The sequence below is a fragment of the Cupriavidus sp. BIC8F genome (assembly GCF_032465815.1).
In the GTDB taxonomy this organism is placed as follows: Bacteria; Pseudomonadota; Gammaproteobacteria; order Burkholderiales; family Burkholderiaceae; genus Cupriavidus; species Cupriavidus necator.
Map to the genome: position 1 here is coordinate 1,759,821 of NZ_CP136094.1, position 18,493 is coordinate 1,778,313.

At 66.4% G+C, this 18,493-nt stretch carries 19 protein-coding genes; 12 read left to right on the forward strand and 7 right to left on the reverse strand.

Annotated features, from left to right (window positions below; all coding sequences use genetic code 11):
• Nucleotide 1 precedes the first annotated feature (1 nt).
• The 4 genes from RS901_RS08290 to uvrA form a co-directional block, all read right to left on the reverse strand.
• Nucleotides 2-487: an adenosine-specific kinase gene (locus RS901_RS08290; RefSeq protein ID WP_316153425.1), complete on the reverse strand. Its 486-nt coding sequence runs from the start codon at nt 485-487 to the stop codon at nt 2-4.
• Nucleotides 488-615: 128 nt separating this feature from the next.
• Entirely contained in the window at nt 616-1,005 is a 390-nt protein-coding gene (locus RS901_RS08295) for a hypothetical protein (protein ID WP_316152798.1), read from the reverse strand.
• A gap of 122 nt (nt 1,006-1,127) precedes the next feature.
• Nucleotides 1,128-1,397, reverse strand: coding sequence for a hypothetical protein (locus tag RS901_RS08300; protein ID WP_316152799.1), 270 nt, complete (start codon nt 1,395-1,397; stop codon nt 1,128-1,130).
• Nucleotides 1,398-1,529: 132 nt separating this feature from the next.
• A complete protein-coding gene (gene uvrA, locus RS901_RS08305; protein ID WP_316152801.1) occupies nt 1,530-4,391 on the reverse strand; it encodes an excinuclease ABC subunit UvrA in 2,862 nt (953 codons plus the stop codon).
• Between the two features lie 364 nt (nt 4,392-4,755).
• Here uvrA and RS901_RS08310 point away from each other — a divergent pair, with 364 nt between their 5' ends.
• From RS901_RS08310 to RS901_RS08330, 5 genes are all read left to right on the forward strand, one after another.
• Nucleotides 4,756-6,006, forward strand: coding sequence for an MFS transporter (locus tag RS901_RS08310; RefSeq protein ID WP_316152803.1), 1,251 nt, complete (start codon nt 4,756-4,758; stop codon nt 6,004-6,006).
• Between the two features lie 183 nt (nt 6,007-6,189).
• On the forward strand, nt 6,190-6,750 hold the full coding sequence (locus RS901_RS08315) for a single-stranded DNA-binding protein (protein WP_316152804.1): 561 nt from the start codon (nt 6,190-6,192) through the stop codon (nt 6,748-6,750).
• Nucleotides 6,751-6,951: 201 nt separating this feature from the next.
• Nucleotides 6,952-7,995 (forward strand): porin, encoded by a 1,044-nt coding sequence (locus RS901_RS08320; protein ID WP_316152806.1) that lies wholly within the window; start codon nt 6,952-6,954, stop codon nt 7,993-7,995.
• A 15-nt stretch (nt 7,996-8,010) separates the two neighbouring features.
• A complete protein-coding gene (locus tag RS901_RS08325; protein ID WP_316152807.1) occupies nt 8,011-8,997 on the forward strand; it encodes a tripartite tricarboxylate transporter substrate binding protein in 987 nt (328 codons plus the stop codon).
• The gene (locus tag RS901_RS08330) at nt 8,994-9,929 is read left to right on the forward strand and encodes a BMP family lipoprotein (RefSeq protein ID WP_316152808.1); all 936 of its coding nucleotides are present in this window, start codon (nt 8,994-8,996) and stop codon (nt 9,927-9,929) included. Before RS901_RS08325 ends, RS901_RS08330 begins: the two co-directional genes overlap by 4 nt.
• Before the next feature lie 27 nt (nt 9,930-9,956).
• Here the strand turns inward: RS901_RS08330 and RS901_RS08335 are convergent, their stop codons facing one another.
• Nucleotides 9,957-11,129, reverse strand: a complete 1,173-nt coding sequence (locus RS901_RS08335) for a GGDEF domain-containing protein (protein ID WP_316152809.1) — start codon at nt 11,127-11,129, stop codon at nt 9,957-9,959.
• Nucleotides 11,130-11,525: 396 nt separating this feature from the next.
• On the opposite strand from RS901_RS08335, the gene RS901_RS08340 reads away from it, so the two are divergent.
• Entirely contained in the window at nt 11,526-11,870 is a 345-nt protein-coding gene (locus RS901_RS08340) for an RcnB family protein (RefSeq protein WP_013955494.1), read from the forward strand.
• 84 nt (nt 11,871-11,954) lie between these two features.
• Here the strand turns inward: RS901_RS08340 and RS901_RS08345 are convergent, their stop codons facing one another.
• Complete coding sequence (locus tag RS901_RS08345; RefSeq protein ID WP_114131544.1) at nt 11,955-12,248, reverse strand: hypothetical protein; 294 nt, start codon at nt 12,246-12,248, stop codon at nt 11,955-11,957.
• An 85-nt stretch (nt 12,249-12,333) separates the two neighbouring features.
• Between RS901_RS08345 and RS901_RS08350 the strand changes: the two genes are divergently transcribed.
• From RS901_RS08350 to RS901_RS08375, 6 genes are all read left to right on the forward strand, one after another.
• Nucleotides 12,334-12,540, forward strand: a complete 207-nt coding sequence (locus RS901_RS08350; RefSeq protein ID WP_316152813.1) for a hypothetical protein — start codon at nt 12,334-12,336, stop codon at nt 12,538-12,540.
• Nucleotides 12,541-12,744: 204 nt separating this feature from the next.
• Complete coding sequence (locus RS901_RS08355; protein ID WP_316152815.1) at nt 12,745-13,509, forward strand: hypothetical protein; 765 nt, start codon at nt 12,745-12,747, stop codon at nt 13,507-13,509.
• Nucleotides 13,510-13,690: 181 nt separating this feature from the next.
• Nucleotides 13,691-14,191, forward strand: a complete 501-nt coding sequence (locus RS901_RS08360; protein ID WP_316152816.1) for an ion channel — start codon at nt 13,691-13,693, stop codon at nt 14,189-14,191.
• A gap of 75 nt (nt 14,192-14,266) precedes the next feature.
• Nucleotides 14,267-15,742, forward strand: a complete 1,476-nt coding sequence (locus RS901_RS08365) for a DUF308 domain-containing protein (RefSeq protein ID WP_316152817.1) — start codon at nt 14,267-14,269, stop codon at nt 15,740-15,742.
• A 48-nt stretch (nt 15,743-15,790) separates the two neighbouring features.
• Complete coding sequence (locus RS901_RS08370) at nt 15,791-16,141, forward strand: hypothetical protein (protein ID WP_316152818.1); 351 nt, start codon at nt 15,791-15,793, stop codon at nt 16,139-16,141.
• Between the two features lie 297 nt (nt 16,142-16,438).
• Nucleotides 16,439-17,377 (forward strand): transporter substrate-binding domain-containing protein, encoded by a 939-nt coding sequence (locus RS901_RS08375; protein ID WP_316152820.1) that lies wholly within the window; start codon nt 16,439-16,441, stop codon nt 17,375-17,377.
• Nucleotides 17,378-17,392: 15 nt separating this feature from the next.
• On the opposite strand, the gene RS901_RS08380 is transcribed toward RS901_RS08375, so the two are convergent.
• Complete coding sequence (locus RS901_RS08380) at nt 17,393-18,301, reverse strand: MurR/RpiR family transcriptional regulator (protein ID WP_316152821.1); 909 nt, start codon at nt 18,299-18,301, stop codon at nt 17,393-17,395.
• Between the last annotated feature and the right edge of the window lie 192 nt (nt 18,302-18,493).

Consider the following 18,493-nt stretch of genomic DNA (forward strand, 5'->3'; position numbering starts at 1 on the left):
GCTAGAGCTTGTAGCCGAACTTCCGCAACAGCGCTTTGCGCTCGGCCACATCGGCATCGGTCTCGATCCCCAGCGGCGAGGCGCCATCGATCACGCCCACCACGCCACGCCCGGCATCGGTCTGGGCGATGATCACCTGGGTCGGGTTGGCCGTCGCGCAGAAGATGCGGCAGACCTCCGGCACTGCCCGCACCGCGGCCAGCACGTTGACAGGAAAGAACCCGTCGCCGAGGAAGATCAGGAAGGTATGCCCGGCGCCGATGGCGCGGGCGTTCTCGCAGGCCAGGTCGATCAGGTCTTCATCTGTGCCCGACCAGCGCACCAGGCGCTTGCCCGAGGCCTCGCAGAACGCCAGCCCGAAGAGGATGCCCGGCACGGTGCCGGCCAGCGCCTCGTGCAGGTCTTCAACGGTCTTGATGAAATGCGACTGGCCGAAGATGAAGTTGGTGGCTTCCGGCTTGGTGACCGGTACCGACAGGAATTCCATGGCGGGCCTCCACGCGCTGGTGGCGACGGCCGTCATGGCCGTCGCCGTTCATGGTAGGCGCTGCAGCACCGAATGCAAGCCGGGTGCCGCAAAGGGAACGAAGTCCGTCAGGCTGCGGAATGACGGAACTATTCAACAACGAACGAACCTTCGCCGCGAGCACACAAGAATCCCACACACGCTTCGATATTGGTTCCAACTAGCGCTTGAAACGATGGCGCCATGCACGCGGTAAAGCCGTCAACCTGGTGTGGATTCCACTGGATCAAGCCCTCCCAATTCCATCCGCATCCCCGTAAAGGAATTTTCGATACGACGCGTCCTTTAGGACTGCCTGTGAAATCGTGAAAGATCGCGTAGGAAGCGGGATAAAACAGGGTATCTCTCTTCGTGGTATAGCCATTGTTGGGATAAACGCTGATGGCAGGAATGACCGCGGACGAATGTGGGGCCAGCGAGCCTTCCTGCCCCGGCGACATCCTCGGGCGCTCCGGAATGATGAAGGGGGCCTTTTCCATCTCGGTGTCGGGAGAGATGGCATTCTGTTTGGGATTCTTTGGGACATAGGCGCCGGGAAATCCCGGCGCGGAAGGATCCAGGCGCCGACAGACGACCGCGTCTAGCGTCTGCGGATCGAGCGTCAGATCCCTTCGTTTGTAATGTCCACTCCGCCATGCATTTGACACCAGCGCGCGTGGCGCTCATTGGCCTCAGGTAGTTGTTGCGACCGCAAAATGGTCCGTGAGCCATCTGCATTGCGTATCGCATTGTCCGGCGCATTCTGTGCATGGGTGGTGCTCATGCTTACAGCAGCCCCGAGGGCAGCGACTCTGACCACATCCCGCATTCGAAACGGCATCGGTGTCTCCTCGTCGTTGTGGAAAGAGAAGGCGTGATTCGTCACGTCCATACTTTCACGTTAGGAGACGGAAACGGCTACGAAGACAGCAATGTCACCTCTGCTTGATACACCGCAACTAGTGCTATCGCTACGTAAGCCCGACGATTTCTGTCGGGCCTGTAACTGAAAATTCCTAAGGCCCTACCGCTCCAGCAACGGCTTCAGATACTTGCCCGTAAAGCTGGCCTTGCTCCTGGCCACATCCTCCGGCGTGCCGCGCGCGATCACCTGGCCGCCACCGGCGCCGCCTTCCGGCCCCATGTCGATCAGCCAGTCCGCGGTCTTGATGACATCGAGATTGTGTTCGATGATGACCACGGTATTGCCCTGGTCGCGCAGCTTGTGGATGACCTTGAGCAGCAGTTCGATGTCGTGGAAGTGCAGCCCGGTGGTGGGCTCGTCCAGGATATAGAGCGTGCGCCCGGTATCGCGCTTGGACAGTTCCAGCGACAGCTTGACGCGCTGTGCCTCGCCGCCCGACAGCGTGGTCGCCGACTGGCCCAGCCGGATATAGCCCAGGCCCACGTCCAGTAGGGTCTGCAGCTTGCGCCGCACCACCGGCACGGCGCTGAAGAACTCATGCGCCTGCTCGACGGTCAGGTCCAGCACCTCGGAGATGTTCTTGCCCTTGTACAGGACTTCCAGCGTCTCGCGGTTGTAGCGCTTGCCGTGGCAGACGTCGCAGGGCACGTAGACGTCGGGCAGGAAGTGCATCTCGACCTTGAGCACGCCGTCGCCCTGGCAGGACTCGCAGCGCCCGCCCTTGACGTTGAACGAGAAGCGGCCCGGATCGTAGCCGCGCTCCTTGGCCGACGGCACGCCGGCGAACAGTTCGCGGATCGGCGTGAACAGGCCCGTGTAGGTGGCCGGGTTGGAGCGCGGCGTGCGCCCGATCGGGCTCTGGTCGACGTTGATGACCTTGTCGAAATGCTCCAGCCCCTCGATGCGGTCGTGCGGCGCCGGCTCCGGCGTTGAGCCGTACAGGTGGCGCGCCACCGCATGGTAGAGCGTGTCGTTGATCAGCGTCGACTTGCCTGAGCCGGACACGCCGGTGATGCAGGTCAGCAGGCCCACCGGCACCTCGGCGGTGACGTTGCGCAGGTTGTTGCCGCTGGCGTTGACGATGCGCAGCAGGCGCTCATCGTCTGGCGCGGCGCGTTCCTGCGGCACCTCGATGCGGCGCTGGCCGGACAGGTATTGCCCGGTCAGCGATGCCGGCGACTCCTCGATCTGCCGCGGCGTGCCCTCGGCCACGATCATGCCGCCGTGCACGCCGGCGCCCGGGCCGATGTCGACCACATAGTCGCAGGCGCGGATCATGTCCTCGTCATGCTCGACCACCAGCACCGAGTTGCCGATGTCGCGCAGGTGCTTGAGCGTGCCGATCAGGCGGTCGTTGTCGCGCTGGTGCAGGCCGATCGAGGGCTCGTCCAGCACATACATCACGCCGGTCAGGCCCGAGCCGATCTGCGAAGCCAGCCGGATGCGCTGCGCCTCGCCGCCCGACAGCGTATCGGCGCTGCGCTCCAATGACAGGTAGTCCAGCCCGACGTTGTTCAGGAAGTTCAGCCGCGCCGAAATCTCCTTGATGATCTTGTCGCCGATCTCGCGCTTGGCGCCGTGCATGTCCAGCGTCAGGAAGTACGTCAGCGCGTCGCGCAGCGGCCAGCCGTTGATCTCGAAGATCGCGCGCGCCTGCTCGCCCTCGCCCAGCTTGACGTGGCGCGCCTCGGTGCGCAGGCGGGTGCCGTGGCAGGCGGGGCAGGGCTGGTTGTTCTGGTACTTGGCCAGTTCTTCGCGCACGGCGACCGAATCGGTTTCGCGGTAGCGGCGCTCCAGGTTGGGGATGATCCCTTCGAACACATGTTCGCGCACGGTGGTGCGGCCGCGTTCGTTGATATAGGTGAACGGGATCTCCTGCTCGCCCGAGCCGTGCAGCACCGACTGCTGCACGTTTTCCGGCAGCTCCTCGAACGGCGTCTCGGTGTCGAAGTCGTAGTACGCCGCCAGGCCTTGCAGCATCTGGAAGTAGAACTGGTTGCGGCGGTCCCAGCCCTTGATCGCGCCCGAGGCCAGCGACAGGTTGGGGAAGGCCACCACGCGCTTGGGGTCGAAGAAGGTGATCTGGCCCAGCCCGTCGCAGCTCGGGCAGGCGCCCATCGGGTTGTTGAACGAGAACAGCCGCGGCTCCAGCTCCTGCAGCGAATACGAGCAGATCGGGCAGGCAAACTTGGAGCTGAACATATGCTCCTTGCCGCTGTCGAGTTCCAGCGCAAGCGCGCGGCCATCGGCCAGGCGCAATGCGGTCTCGAACGACTCGGCCAGGCGCTGCTTGATGTCGGCGCGCACCTTGACGCGGTCCACCACCACTTCAATGGTGTGCTTCTCGGTCTTCTTCAGTTTCGGCAGCGCATCGACCTCATAGACCTTGGCCTCGGCCTCATGCGCGGCGCCACCGCCCGAGCGGATGCGAAAGCGCACGAAGCCCTGCGCCTGCATGCTGTCGAACAGGTCCGAGTGCTCGCCCTTGCGGTCGGCCACCACCGGCGCCAGGATCATCAGCTTGGTGTCCTCGGGCAGCGCCAGCGCGGCGTCCACCATCTGCGACACGCTCTGCGCCTGCAGCGGCAGGTTGTGGTCGGGGCAGTAGGGCGTGCCGGCGCGGGCATACAGCAGGCGCAGGTAGTCGTGGATCTCGGTGACGGTGCCGACCGTGGAGCGCGGGTTGTGGCTGGTGGCTTTCTGCTCGATCGAGATCGCGGGCGAGAGGCCCTCGATCAGGTCCACGTCCGGCTTTTCCATCAGTTGCAGGAACTGGCGGGCATAGGCGGACAGCGACTCCACGTAGCGGCGCTGGCCCTCGGCATAGAGCGTGTCGAAGGCGAGCGAGGACTTGCCCGACCCCGACAGGCCGGTGATCACGATCAGCCGGTTGCGCGGCAGGTCGAGATTGATGTTCTTCAGGTTGTGGGTACGCGCCCCACGGATCTTGATTTCTTCCATATGCCGAAAAGTCGTCGCCAGACAGGCCTCCCTGCCAGGCTGGCAGGGCTGTCTGAAGGAATCGCAGAACCCGAAACAAGTACCATAATCGGCACTTCCGACCGCTGGCGACGGCCGGAATGCGCGCCCGGGCACACGCCCGGGGGCCCTCTGGCATGGCCAGGTGACCCGGGAAGCGCGAAGGAGCAAACCTGTTAATATACCCAACTTCGGTTTCCGGGGTGGTCCGCGCCATGCAGGCGCCCGGCGAAGCCGCCGCCGGCCCCGGGTTCCGGGCGGCAACTTCCCCCCGCGATCCCGATCGAAACTGCCGTTGCGATGCACCGGCAGCCAGCCTGACAGATTCCACGATCCCACGATCGCAATGCCGTCGATCCAGTCTTCTTCCCCGGGTGCGGGTGCCGCTGACGCATCCCTGGCCCCCGCCCGCGAACGCATGACCCGCGCCGAGCTGCGCGCCGCCGTATCGCTGGCCAGCATCTTCGCCCTGCGCATGCTGGGCCTGTTCCTGATCCTGCCCGTCTTTGCCGAATACGCGCACAGCCTGCCTGATGGGCACGACGCCCAGCGCGTGGGCCTGGCCATGGGCATCTATGGCCTGATGCAGGCATTCCTGCACATCCCGCTGGGCTGGCTGTCCGACCGCATCGGGCGCAAGCCGGTGATGGTGGCCGGGCTGCTGCTGTTCATCGCCGGCGGAATGGTGGCCGCCTTCTCCGACACGCTCAGCGGCATCATCGCCGGCCGCGCGCTGCAGGGCATGGGCGCGATCTCCGCGGCCATCACCGCCTGCATCGCCGACCTGACGCGCGAGCGCCATCGCACCAAGGCGATGGCAATGGTGGGCGGCAGCATCGGCCTGACCTTCGCGCTGTCGCTGGTGATCGCCTCGCCGCTGCTGCACAGCATCGGCATGTCCGGCATCTTCGGGCTGATGTCGGTGCTGGGGCTGGTGGCCATCGGCGTGACGCTGTTCCTGGTGCCGACCCCGCCGCCGCCGCATCCGGTGCGCCTGCCGTTCCGCAAGGTGCTGCTCAACCCCGATCTGGCGCGCCTGAACGTCGGCGTGCTGGCGCTGCACGCGTCCCAGGTGGCCATGTTCATGGTGGTGCCCGCCATGCTGGCCGATGCCGGCATGCCGCTGGACCAGCACTGGAAGGTCTACCTGCCGGTGGTGCTGGTGTCCTTCGTGCTGATGCTGGGCCCGATGATGGCGGCCGAGCGCTACGGCCGCGTGCGCCCGGTGCTGCTGGGCGCGGTCGCGCTGATGACCGCGGTGCAGCTGCTGTTTGCCGCCGTGCACGGGCTGTGGGCCATCGTAGGCGTCCTGCTGCTCTTCTTCGTCGCGTTCAACGTGCTGGAGGCGATGCAGCCTTCGCTGGTGTCGCGCTACGCCGCGGCCGCGCGCGGCGCGGCGCTGGGCGTCTACAACACCACGCAGGCGCTGGGCCTGTTCCTGGGCGGCGCGGTCGGTGGCTGGCTGCTCAAGCACGAGGGGCGCAGCGCCGTGTTTGTCGGTTGCGCGGCGGTGCTGTTGCTCTGGCTTATAATCGCTTGGAGCATGAAGGCGCCGCCGGCGCGCGGGCAGGAAGCTGCACCGGCAACGCCGGCCTGATCCGCATCACATCGTAAAGAATCCGGCCTGGAAAAGGCCTAGCATGATCGCGCCACCCGACGTCTGGCCGGGGGCGCGATGTTCGTTTACGTCACCGCAGTATCGCGTCACACTACATCCGCTTTACCGTCATCGTATTGCCACGCTTTTCAACACAGCGCGTGGCTTTTGGAGAACATTCACATGGCATCGGTCAACAAAGTCATTCTCGTCGGCAACCTCGGCGCAGACCCGGAAACCCGCTACCTGCCCAGCGGCGACGCCGTGACCAATATCCGCCTGGCGACCACCGATCGCTACAAGGACAAGCAGAGCGGCGAGATGAAGGAGGCCACCGAATGGCACCGCGTCTCGTTCTTCGGCAAGATCGCCGAAATCGCCGGCCAGTACCTGCGCAAGGGATCGTCGGTCTATATCGAAGGCCGCATCCGTACCCGCAAGTGGCAGGACCAGTCGGGCCAGGACAAGTACTCCACTGAAATCGTTGCCGACCAGATGCAGATGCTGGGTTCGCGCCAGGGTGGCGGCGGCGGTGGCGGTGACGAAGGCGGCTACGGTGGCGGCGCAGGCGGCGGCGGTGGCTACAGCCGCGAAGCGTCGGGCGGCGGCGGCGGCTACGGCGGTGGCGCCCGCGGCGGCCAGGGCGGTGCCCAGGGTGGCGGCCAGAGCGGTGGTGCGGCACGCCGTCCGCAGCAGCCGGCCTCGAATGGTTTCGAGGACATGGACGACGATATTCCGTTCTGAGCACGGCCTCGCTTCAAGCATCACCCCGAAAGCCCGCTACGCGGGCTTTTTTGCGCCTGCATTCTCCGCGCAAACCGCATTTCTTCATGCGCACACATTCGTATGCGGATGTGCGGCCACACCCTATATTTTGCATTCTTAATTTGTATGCAAAATGGAGGGTGATGCGTGAAGGTGGGGAACACAAGGCGCAGTCACGCCATGGCGCTTGCGGGCATGCTGGCGGGGGCGAGCTGCGGCGTTGCGCAGCAGGCGCAGGCGCAATTAGTATCGACTTCGATTTCGGTCTACGGCCTGATCGACACCATGGTCCGATACTCGGACAACAACCGCGGGGACCAGCGCCTGGCTGAACTGAGCGAGGGCTACTTCAGCGGTTCGCGCTGGGGCGTGCGCGGCAATGAGGCGCTGGGTGCGGGATGGTCGGCGCTGTTCAACCTGGAAAGCGGTTTCGACCTGGCCACGGGCACTTCGCTGCAAGGCACTGCGGCGTCGAACTACGGACAGGTTGGCACGCAGGGTACAGGCCGGCTGTTCGGCCGGCAGTCTTACCTGGGGATCGAGCACCAGGCGTGGGGGAAGCTGACGTTCGGACGCCAGTTCACCACGGCCTATGACGCGACCTTCCGCTTCCAGCCCTATGGCCATCCCAATCTCGATGCGGTGGCCATCCTCAACGGCTATACCGGTCCGCGGCAAGACAACATGGCGAAGTACGCGGGCAAGTGGGGCGCGTTCTCGGCGGCGGCGCACTACACCTTCGGCGAAGTGCCGGGCGATGCGGCGGCCAGCAGCAGCCGGGGACTGGCGCTGGCCTGGACCACGGCGCGGATCGACGTGGGTGCCCTGTTCCAGAGCACCAATGCCCTGGCGGCCGAAGAGAAGCGCACGATCTGGGGCATCGGCGGCAGCAGCCAGCTGGGGCGCGTCAAGCTGGTGCTCGGCTACCTGGACAACCGCTACCACCTGAGCCCGACCCGCAACCATGTGCTGAGCGGCGGCGCCACGGTGCAGGCAACGCCCGCGCTGGCGGTGTCGCTGGCGGCCGGCTATGACCGGCAGACCGCCGCCAGCGGCCACCGGCTGATGCTGACGAGCGTGGCTGAGTACAGCTTGTCCAAACGCACCAGCGTCTATGCGGAAGCCGATTTCAACCGCATCAGCGGCAGCTATGCGCTGCCCGCCTTCATGGGCGTGCGTGGCAACAAGTTCGGCGGCGGCGTCGGCCTGCGCCATCGCTTGTAAAGCCGGAGGGCCATCGTGATTTCGAGAAGACAGTTCCTTGCCGCGGCGCTGGCCGTGCCGGCATTGCCGGGGATGCCGGCGCGCGCGGACAGCGGCGCCGCGGCATGGCCGCGCCATCCGGTGCGGCTGGTGGTGACCTTCCCGCCGGGCGGGTCCAGCGACATCGTGGCGCGGCTGCTGGCACCGGTGCTGCAGGAAAAGCTGGGGCAGCCATTCGTGACCGACAACCGCCCGGGGGCGGGATCGACAATTGGCGCGGCAGGGGTCGCCGCGGCACCCAATGACGGCTACACGCTGCTGATGTCGAACTCGGCGGCGCTGAGCATCTCGCCGTTCCTGCTCAAGCGGCCCGCCTACGACCCGGTACGCAGCTTCACGCACGTGCATTACATCGGCGCGGTGCCGACGGTCTTTGCCGTGCATCCGTCGGTGGCGGCGCGCAACCTGGCGGAGCTGGCGGCGTGGATCCGCGCGCAGCGCGACCCGGTGCCGTTCGGCAGTGGCGGGGCAGCGTCGGTGGCGCATATCGTCGGCGAACTGTTTGGCCAGCAGGCGGGGTTGCGGCTGACGCACGTGCCATACAAGGGCGCGGGCCCGATGCGCGCCGACCTGCTCGGCGGACAGATCCCGTTTGCGGTGGATGCCCTGCCGCAGAACCTGCCGTTGCTGCAGTCCGGCGCCTTGCGCCTGCTGGCGGTGACCTCGGCACAACGCGTGCCGCAGGCGCCCCAGCTGCCCACCGTGGCGCAATCCGGCTATCCCGGCCTGGTGGCCGAAAACTTCGTCGGCGTCTCCGCGCCGGCCAACCTGCCCGAGGACATCGTGCAACGCTTGCATCAACAACTGCAGGTCATCCTGCAACAACCGGCCCTGCGCGGCCGCCTGGAAGCCCAGGGCTTTGTGCTGGCCGAGCGCCGGCCCGATGAGTTTGCCGCCTACGTGCGACAGCAGGCGCAGGCCTGGGGTCCTGTGGTCGCGGCAACCGGGGCGACGCTGTCATGAGCGCGCGCATCCAGGTAGTCCTGTTCGGGCCCGAAGGACGCGGCAGCTTCAACCAAGCCGGGCATGCCGGCGCCATGCGCGCACGCAATGCCGGCCATGACGTGGCGGTGACGTGGATTGCCGATCCGGATCCGCAGGTGCGCGCCGCAGCGCTGCTGGCGCTGTGCAAGACCGGCCCGGACCTGATCGTTGCGCATGGCGGACAGGGGGACTATCCCGTTTCGGTTGCCGCGGCTCGCCATCCCGCCCGGCGCTTCGTGGTCACGCAGGGCAGCGTGCTGTGCGCCAATACCGCGAGCTATGAGGTGCTGCAGGAACAGTCAGCCTTCCTTGCAGGCGTGCTGGCGGCGACTGATTCGCGCACCGGCGTGGTTGCCCATTTGTCGGGCGAGAAGGTGCGTCCCGGGCTGAAGGGGCGCGCGGCGTTTCTCCATGGCGTGCGCAGCGTGGTGCCTGGCCTGCCGGCACTCACGACCTTCTGCGGCAACCAGCACGATCCGGCGTTGGCCGGCGGCGCTGTTGCCGCGCAGGCCCGCGCCGGCGCCGATATCGTCTTTGCGATGATCGACGGTGGCCGCGACGGTGCCATTGCCGCCTGCCGTGCCGCGGGCATCCGCCAGATCGGCAACGTGCTCGACTGGACCGGCAGGCATCCCGAAGTCTTCCTGGCTTCCGCGGTGGCCGACAGCGGCTTGTGCGTCGAGCTGGCGATCGGGGATTTCAAGCGGGACCGGATCGCATGGGGAACCACCCAAAGCTTCGGGCTGGAAGCGCCGGCGGCCGTCCGGCTCGCCCTGGGCCGCGATGTCAGCACGGCCGCGCGCTCGGCAATCGACCACTGGAGCCAGCGCTTGCTCGATGGCGGCGTGGCCGTGGCGGAGGGCTATGACGGGCCCGAGTTTGCTGTGGGCGATGCGCCTGCGGTTGCATAGCCGCCGCCGGACGGAGGCACGGCAGCATCATGCCAGCACCGGCAAGCCGGCTTCCCGTTCCCACTCCACGCAATTCCTGCCCTTGTTCTTGGCCGCATACAGCACGTTGTCCACGCGCATCAGCAGTGCTTCCAGGTCTTCGCCGGGCCGCAGCGTGGCCACGCCAAAGCTGGCGGTAACCGTATGCATGCCCGGCAGCACGTCCATTTCCGAGCTCCCCAGCGCCTGGCGCAACCGTTCGGCCAGGTGCAAAGCTGCTTCGGGCGGGGTATCGGGCAACAGCACGACGAACTCCTCGCCGCCCAGGCGCGCGGCGATATCGCGCCGGCGTACGCCAGCGGCGATGATCCGGCCGACTTGCGCCAGCACCGCGTCGCCGGCGCTGTGGCCGTAGTTGTCGTTGATGAACTTGAAGAAGTCGAGGTCGCACAGCAGCACGCTCAGCGGCTTGCCCTGAGGTGGCGGGATTTCCCGCGCGGCCAGCGCCTCCAGGCTGCGGCGCGTGTGCAGCTGCGTCAGCGGATCAGTGTCGCGTTCATGCCGCAGGCCGTCGATCACGTCCAGCGTGGTCGCCGCCAGCAGCGCCAGCGCCAGCGTGAGCAGCAGCAATGCCATGGCGGCCTGCAGCCACAGCCAGTAGGCCGAGCGGGTGAGGACGGCGGCGTCCTGTCCGGTGGCCGGAGCAATGGTCAGCACCGTGCGCGGCAGGAAATGAAGGGCAAACAGCAGGAAGACCCAGAACAGCACTCGGTCCGCGGTGCTGCCTGTGCGCAGGCGGGCCAGCGGCGCAATCCCCAGCAGCAGGATCAGCGCGATGCCGATATTCAGGATGTAGATGCGGGCGACCAGCCGGGGCTGCACGAAATCAAACCAGGCAAGCGCAGCAAACAGGGCCAGCGGCAGCGACACCAGCGCGCAGGTATCGACGCGCGCGCCGATGCGCGCCAGCATGCCACGCAGCATCAGCACGGCACTGCCCAGGTAGAGCGCACCGGTGACCGTGGCGTTGCCGCCGCCGTTGCGCGGCAGCCAGACGATCTGCAGGCCGATGGCAACCGCGTACAGCAAATAGCAGGCACCGAGCTGCAGCAGGTAGTGCCGCGTGCGCTCATGGTTCCAGGCCAGCAGGAAGCAGAGCGAAAGCAGGATGGCAATGGCGGGATTGACCAGGGCCAGGAATTGACCAGCATCGTGCAACACGGAGAGTCCCCTGTTTTTATGGTTCTCTGGCAGGGACGGGTGCCCGCGTGCGAAGCGCCGTGAACTGGGCGTGAGCCAGGGAACATCGAGGGCGGCGCGCCCGCAGCGGCATGCCGTGGCGCCGCGGCCCGCTGACAGACTGAGTAGCGGCCACCCGTAACCAATTGTTTCTGTCGGGACCGATTCTAGTCATGGGTGACGTCAGCGGCTCCCCCCCAATGGGTGCCAACCCGCAAACAATTGTGAACAATTCGTCAGGGTGAGTGCATCCAAGGTCACATCGAGCCTCATCGCCATGGATGGCGGATGCCGCCGTTGTCCGTATTTGTGACTAATCTGGTAGATGCTGTCCGGATCCTCCGGCAGTTCGGTTTTCCCGTACGCAAGGAGATCACGATGAAGACCAAGAAAGCGATGCCGGCGCTGTTGCTGGCGGCAAGCGTGCTGGCGGCGCCGTTTGCGATGGCGCAGGGCGGTGCCAAGTCCAAGCCCAAGCCGATGACGGATCCCATGGCCGCCTCCGAGCCGGCGGCGCAGAACTCGCCCTATATGCAGGTGCAGCAGTGGAAGAAGGGTGACCGGCTTCCCACCGAGTTCAGGGACCGCCAGTATGTGATCGACGACTACAAACAATACAACCTGCCCGCGCCGCGCAAGGGCACGCGCTGGGTCGGGATTGGCGCGGAATATTACTTGGTGGCGCCAAACGGCGTGGTCCAGCAGGTCGGATCGGGTTCCTGACCCAGCCTGCTGCGGCGACGACCGCGGGAAAAGAAACAAAGCCGCCACGCGGGGCGCGTGGCGGCTCTTTTTTTTGCGACGGTCTCAGATCCCCAGGATCTTCTTCGCTTCGAGCAGCGATTTCATCGCTTCGTCATGCTTGCCGGCCTTGTGGTAGGCCTCGCCGTCGGCGCGCAGCCTGGCAACCTTGGCGGAATCATCCGGCGACAGCGCCGGCTTGGTCGACAGTTTGGCGTCGATGGCCTTCATCTCATTGGGGCAGTTATGGGCCAGCACCAGGCCGGGGGCGCCGGCCAGCAGCAGTGCCGTAAGGACAAGGACAGATTTGCGCACGATGGCCTCCGCGAAGACGCTGTTGGGATTTCCAGCATAGTCCATTGCCGCCCCGTCCTGCGCCTGGCCGGGTGCGGCATGAATGGGCTGGTTTTGCCTGTGCTGCGCATATCCCCCCACGAAGGGGTAAATGGCGATTATTCGTTTCTCTTTTGAACAGCCCGCAGCCACGCCATCTCATCCGGAACTCAACCAGTTGGGCGAGATATTGCCGGTATTTTCTGGCGGTGCGGATACGCACGGACGCGGTCGCATGATGCTTGAATCCGCCCGCTCTGAATTGGGCCGGGCACCCTCCGCGTTACCGCCAGGCGCGGCAATCCGGGTATTTTCATAATCATTATCCCGAGTCACCTGAATTTTAAACGGGCGTTGGCGCTATTGAAGCAGGAGCAGTTTTCCGATGATCCGGGAACGCGCTTCATTAATGAAACAGCCCGTGCGAATGCACGATTTATGGGAATTGCCGCGATCTCTAGATTGAGCTCACCCGGCACGGACCCGGGCACGCCATTCATGAGAACCCGGGGGGGCTTCCATCATGCAACACATCGAACTGAAACTTGCCGGCGCGCCCGGGGCCGTGCTGCTGCACGGCGCGGCAGATCCCACCGCTGCCGATGGCGGCGAAGGCAGCTTCTACCTCAATACGACCACCAATACGCTGTTCGGCCCGAAGACGGCGCAGGGCTGGCCGGCCGGGGTCTCTGTGGTTGGCCTGACCGGTCCGGTGGGGCCGGCGGGTCCGGCCGGGTCCGACGGCGCAGCCGGGGCGCAAGGTCCGCAGGGCGAAAAGGGTGAAAAGGGCGATACCGGCGAGACTGGCGCCACCGGCCCCCAGGGCCAGCAAGGAGAGGCAGGCGCGAATGGCGGCGCCGGAGCGACGATCTATACGGCCAACTTCGCTGTGTACAACTCGCCGGATGGCAATGGCACCTATGTCATGACCGGCACCGGGCTGGACCGGCAAAGTACCGATCCGAATTTCGGCGCGGTGATGCCGGCAGGCTGCAGCGGCGGCATGACCCTGAACGCGAGCCTGGCGGGCACGGTGCCCGATGACGAAGTCAGGTACACCCTGACGGCATACCGTGTCGCCAGCGGCGCGGCGCTGGAAACGATCGCCCCGCTTGCCATCACCGACGCGTCCGCCTGCTCGCTCGGCGCCACCGTGCGGACCTGCTCGGCGCCGGCCACGACGACGGTGGCGGCTAACGACATTGTCCAGGTGCAGGTCAATGGCAACCGCAACTTCAAATGGGGCGGCGCGCTGTACGTCAATCTTTCCTGCAAGAGCAGCAGCTGATCCATGCGGCGGCCACCCGGCCGCCAACAACCCTCTGCCAGGGCTACGAGCACGGCCGCGCGCCAGCCGCACCCGGCTCCCTGGTTTTCCTGCACGCCTTCCAGTGTTATTTTGGAGGGCGCTTTTTTTTCCCGCGCTGTTCCCGATCCTCCCGGACACCGACCAGGCTCTGCCACTGCGCATGGAAACCTCCGCCGAACACTATTCGCTGGCCCTGCTGTGCGCCGCCGTGCTGACCGTGACCGTGGTCGGCATCCACTACGAGGCGCTGCGGCTGCTGTCGGCGATACATCCCCGGCGCTGGAGCGGGCGCATGAACATCGGCGTGCTGATCGTCTGCATCATCGTGGTCCACTGCCTGGAAGCACTGGTGTTTGCGCTGGGCTTCTGGTTCGCCGACCAGGTGCTGGGCCTGGGCGGACTGACCGCGATGGGCAGTGCCGGCGTGTCCGGCGTCCACACGCAGCCAAGCGCGCTGGTCTACGCCTACTTTGCGTTGGAGACCTTCACCACGCAGAGCCTGGGCGACATCGTCCCGGTGGGTGCCAGCCGCCTGATCGCCAGCATCGAGCCGCTGGTCGGCCTGATCCTGATCGGCTGGTCCACCTCGTTCACCTATGTGATGATGCGCCGCGACTGGGAGCTTGAGCGCGATGAGGGAGGCGGGCACCGCGCGCCCTAGCGGAATCACCGCTCATGTGGCCCAACCACGGGCCGCCCTCGGCGGTGGCCCGCAACGGAAGGAGGAAGACCGGACATGGCAAGACTGGTGATGATCCTGCTGGGCGTGGACTACCTGCGCACGCGCTGGCGCGGCCTGCTGCGGCTGGGCTGCCTGAGCGTGCTGCTGGGGGTGGCCATGTTTGTCGATGCGCTGGACAACGCCATCTATTTCCCGATGACGCCGTTCGCGGTGGTGCTGCTGCTCGAAGGGCTGGCAACGCTGGTGGTGGCGCGCACCGGCATCGGCGGGCAGCGTACGCTGCGGCAGGTCAAGGGCGTGTCGTTCTGCTTTGCCGCGGTGCTGATCCTGGCCGGCCATCATCACGGCAACTTCGTGCTGTCGATGATCTTTGGCACGCTGTTCCTGGCGGACGGGCTGCTGCAGATCGTATCGGCCCGGGTGATACGGTTCCGCACCTGGCGCCTGGCGGTAGCCGTCGGCTTGTTCGAGATCGCGCTGGCCATCTTCTTTTACCAGCCGTACCCGACCCACTATGTGGGCACCGTGCCCTATTGCCTGGCCCTGGGGTTAATCTTCGGCGGCTGGAACATGCTGCTGCTGGCCTCGCGCTTGCGCCGGCTGGACCACAACCCCGGCATGGACGAAGCCGATGCCACGCCGGCCGCCGCCGCCGCCGGCCCGGCAACCGATACGGCTGCTGCTGCTGCTGCCGACGCGCCCGACATGACCCTCTGGGACGGCCCGCCCGAACCCGGCGAGCACGCGCTGACCGTGCATGTCTGGACCCCGGTCGGGTCCGCCCGCGGCGAAGCGCGCCGCCAGCCGCTGGTCGACCGCTATATCGCCGCGGTGGACCGCGACGGCGTGATCTCCACCGGCCATGCCGCGCTGGAATCGCCCCGGGGCATCTATATCAGCCTGTACCCGGCCGAGGAAATCGACCGCTCGCCAGACGAATTCACCCGCATCCTGCGCGCCACCCGCGAAAACGACGTGGGCGGCAAGTTCCAGCCGGATTACCAGACCGAAGCGCGCGCCTGGTGCCCGTCGACCGTGCAGGTGCGCATCCGCAACTATGACCCGGAGCGCCTGGGCCGCTTCTGGAGCGCCTATCGCCAGAACACCACCTACAACCTGACCGACCGCAACTGTTCCAGCACCGTCTCGCACGCGCTGGAAGCGGCGCTGGAAGGCGCGTCGGCCCGGGTCTGGCGCCAGGCCAGGGGCTGGCGGCCGCTCTGGCGACTACTGACCACGCCGGAGTTGTGGGTGGCGGCGCAGATCCGCAAGCGCGCCAAGACCATGGCCTGGACGCCCGGCCTGACGCTGGACTACGCACGCGCGCTCAGCATGCTGGCCGATCCGCGGCCGTCCGGCTGGGCCAGCATGACCCGGCTGGCGCTGGGGCAAATGCGGCGCCAGCGCCAGGACTGGCGCGAGGCGGCGCGCACCCGGGCAGGCAAGGCGGGCACCGGAGCCGTCGCAGCTGGCATCGACGCCGCAAATGCTGGAAGCGCCGGTAGTGTCAGGCAGGCCGCGAACGATTAAGCTGGCAGCCTTTGCATAAATTCATCGAGCCACAGGAGAGAAGTCATCATGCCGAGCCAGCGAACCCTGATCCGCATTGCCGCCATCGCCGCCCTGGCGATGGCCTGCAGCGCGCATGCGCAGAGGCCGGGCGGGGACAGTGCCGCCGCCGCGGCCATTAACGAAGCGGTGCAGCAGGGCACCACGCCCTACCGTCCCGACCCGGCCGCAACGCCGGGCAGCATCCAGTCGGACGAATGCCGCGCCCTGGCCGCGCAGATCGCCGAGGCGCCCAAGCGCGAATACCGCGCCACCCAGCCGGCCATCGAGACCGCCCAGGGCCGCATGATCCCGGAACTGGAACGTGACCGGCCGAAGAAGTCGCTGCAGCAGGCGTACCGGGAGAAGTGCACGCAGTAAGCCGCACGCGGTCGCCGCAGCCGGCAATACACCGCGGGCGGCACCACGGCCGCCAGCTGCTTTTTCCGCCTTTCCCTTCCCCCGGCCGTTCCCAACACGGATCGTTCGCCATGCACCTGCGCGGCGCATGGCTGCCCCATGGCTGCGCAACCGCCTGGCGCCGGACGCGTCTGTTTCACCACGCCGGGGAAAAATACATATGTTTCATGGTTATCCATGATGGAACACTTGTTGCTCTTTGCCTAGCATTCCGATGCAAGGGCGCATCGCGTGAACGCTACCCAAGGAGAGCCTGGTATGAAAGCAGCACAAGTCACCTGTCCGCGCAGTTCGCGGCGTCCCCTGGCGGAGCCGCTTGCCGCCGCCGTACTGGCGTTATTCGCGGGCACGGCGGGCGCTGCCGACGTGGCGGCCAGCCCGACGCTCGGCAAGGTCAAGTCGTCGGGCACGATCGCCATCGGCCACCGCACCTCGTCGATCCCGTTTTCGTACTACGACGCCAACCAGAAGGTGATCGGCTTCTCGCAGGACATCTGCGACCGCGTCGTCGATGCGGTGAAGCGCGAGACCGGCGTCGCCGGCCTGCAGGTGCGCATGGTGCCGGTGACCTCGCAGAACCGGATCTCGCTGGTGCAGAACGGCACCGTGGACCTGGAATGCGGCGTCACCACCAACCTGAAGTCGCGCCAGCAGCAGGTGGCGTTCTCGACCACCTTCTTTGTTGCGGGCACGCGCTTGCTGGTGAAGAAGGGCAGCCCGGTGCGCGACTTCGGCGACCTGTCGGGCAAGGCGGTGGTGACCAATGCCGGCACCACCTCCGAGCGCATCCTGCGCCGGCTCAACGACGAGAAGCAGGCCAATATCACCGTCCAGAGCGCCAAGGACTATGGCGAGTCATTCCTGATCCTGCAGTCCGGGCGGGTGGCAGCATTCATGATGGACGACGTGCTGTTGTCCGGCGCGCGCACGCTGGCGCCCAATCCCGCGGAGTGGGCGGTGGTGGGCACGCCGCAGTCATTCGAGGCCTACGCGTTCATGATGCGCAAGGACGACCCTGGCTTCAAGCAGGTGGTCGACGGCGCCATCACGGGGCTGATACGCAGCGGCGAGATCAACAAGCTCTACGCCAGATGGTTTGCCGCACCGGTGCCGCCCAAGCACGTGAACTTCGAGCTGCCGATGAGCGAACCGCTGAAGAAAGCCTACGCCAACCCCAACGACGAGGCCTTCGACTAAGCGCGGCGGGCCGGCTCAGCCGCGTCCGGCCGCCACGTAGGCGCCGGTGCGGTGCAGCTCGCCCTCGGCCTGCTCCAGCGCGCGGATCGCGCCCTTGCCTTTGCGCGCAAGCAGCTGCTCGACCAGGGCCTCGACCACGGCCACGCCGGCGGTGACGGACGGGAAGAACGACGGGCTTTCCACCGAGAACAGCAGCGTGCAGTCTGCCGCCAGCGCGATCGGCGCGACCGTGCTGTCGGTCAGCGCGATCACCTTGCAGCCGCACTCGCGCGCGGCCGTGGCGACGCGGATGCTTTCCTGCGAGTAGGGGGCAAAGCTGACCACCAGCACCGCATCCTTGGGCGCCAGGCCGCGCAGCTCCATCTCCAGCGTGCCGGCGTCGGCGCGGATCAGGTGCACGGAGCTGCGGAACAGCCGGTAGACATAGTGGAAGGTGAACGCGATCGGGAAGCACGAGCGGAAACCCGCCACATGCACGCACGCCGCATGCGACAGCAGTTCCGCCGCTTGCTGCAGGGTCTTCTCATTGTTGGCGGCGATCATGTCCAGGTTGTTGTGCTGCGCATCCAGCATCTCGCCCAGCATGCGGCTGGCGCTGCTTTCACGCACCACCTTGCGCGCGCGGCGCGCGTACGGCTGGCTGCCGCCGCGCAGGGCATCGACGAACAACTCACGCAGCCCCTGCCAGCCCTCGAAGCCGAGATGCTGCGACAGCCGCACCAGGGTGGCAGGCTGCACCCCGGCACTGGCCGCGATCTTGCGCATCGACAGCACCGCCACGTCCTGTGGATGGTCGAGCAGGTAGCGCGCGCCGCCCTGGAACTGCGTGCTGAGCGTTGGGAAGTTGCTGCGCAGCAGCGCCAGCAGGGCGTCCAGGTCCTGCGGCGGCGCTTGCGGCGATGGGGTGGGGCTGTCGGGCGGCATGGGCATTCCGGATTCGGTGTTTGTAACGATTGTTGCATAAGTGTGGGCCCGGGCGCGCATCGGGACAATCGAACAGGGCGGGCCAGGGTTCCCCCTCACTGACGGATAACGTCTGCCGCATGCCTTGGCTGTATGCCCTGTGCAGATCCCGTAACGCCACTGTCTGTTCGCTACAACGCCGGCCAGCCGGCA

Coding starts and splice junctions, on each gene's coding strand:
- RS901_RS08290 (WP_316153425.1), bottom strand. CDS start 487: ATGGAATTCCTGTCGGTACCGGTCACCAAGCCGGAAGCCACCAACTTC.
- RS901_RS08295 (WP_316152798.1), bottom strand. CDS start 1,005: ATGGAAAAGGCCCCCTTCATCATTCCGGAGCGCCCGAGGATGTCGCCG.
- RS901_RS08300 (WP_316152799.1), bottom strand. CDS start 1,397: ATGGACGTGACGAATCACGCCTTCTCTTTCCACAACGACGAGGAGACA.
- uvrA (WP_316152801.1), bottom strand. CDS start 4,391: ATGGAAGAAATCAAGATCCGTGGGGCGCGTACCCACAACCTGAAGAAC.
- RS901_RS08310 (WP_316152803.1), top strand. CDS start 4,756: ATGCCGTCGATCCAGTCTTCTTCCCCGGGTGCGGGTGCCGCTGACGCA.
- RS901_RS08315 (WP_316152804.1), top strand. CDS start 6,190: ATGGCATCGGTCAACAAAGTCATTCTCGTCGGCAACCTCGGCGCAGAC.
- RS901_RS08320 (WP_316152806.1), top strand. CDS start 6,952: ATGGCGCTTGCGGGCATGCTGGCGGGGGCGAGCTGCGGCGTTGCGCAG.
- RS901_RS08330 (WP_316152808.1), top strand. CDS start 8,994: ATGAGCGCGCGCATCCAGGTAGTCCTGTTCGGGCCCGAAGGACGCGGC.
- RS901_RS08340 (WP_013955494.1), top strand. CDS start 11,526: ATGAAGACCAAGAAAGCGATGCCGGCGCTGTTGCTGGCGGCAAGCGTG.
- RS901_RS08345 (WP_114131544.1), bottom strand. CDS start 12,248: ATGGACTATGCTGGAAATCCCAACAGCGTCTTCGCGGAGGCCATCGTG.
- RS901_RS08350 (WP_316152813.1), top strand. CDS start 12,334: ATGGCGATTATTCGTTTCTCTTTTGAACAGCCCGCAGCCACGCCATCT.
- RS901_RS08355 (WP_316152815.1), top strand. CDS start 12,745: ATGCAACACATCGAACTGAAACTTGCCGGCGCGCCCGGGGCCGTGCTG.
- RS901_RS08360 (WP_316152816.1), top strand. CDS start 13,691: ATGGAAACCTCCGCCGAACACTATTCGCTGGCCCTGCTGTGCGCCGCC.
- RS901_RS08365 (WP_316152817.1), top strand. CDS start 14,267: ATGGCAAGACTGGTGATGATCCTGCTGGGCGTGGACTACCTGCGCACG.
- RS901_RS08370 (WP_316152818.1), top strand. CDS start 15,791: ATGCCGAGCCAGCGAACCCTGATCCGCATTGCCGCCATCGCCGCCCTG.
- RS901_RS08375 (WP_316152820.1), top strand. CDS start 16,439: ATGAAAGCAGCACAAGTCACCTGTCCGCGCAGTTCGCGGCGTCCCCTG.
- RS901_RS08380 (WP_316152821.1), bottom strand. CDS start 18,301: ATGCCGCCCGACAGCCCCACCCCATCGCCGCAAGCGCCGCCGCAGGAC.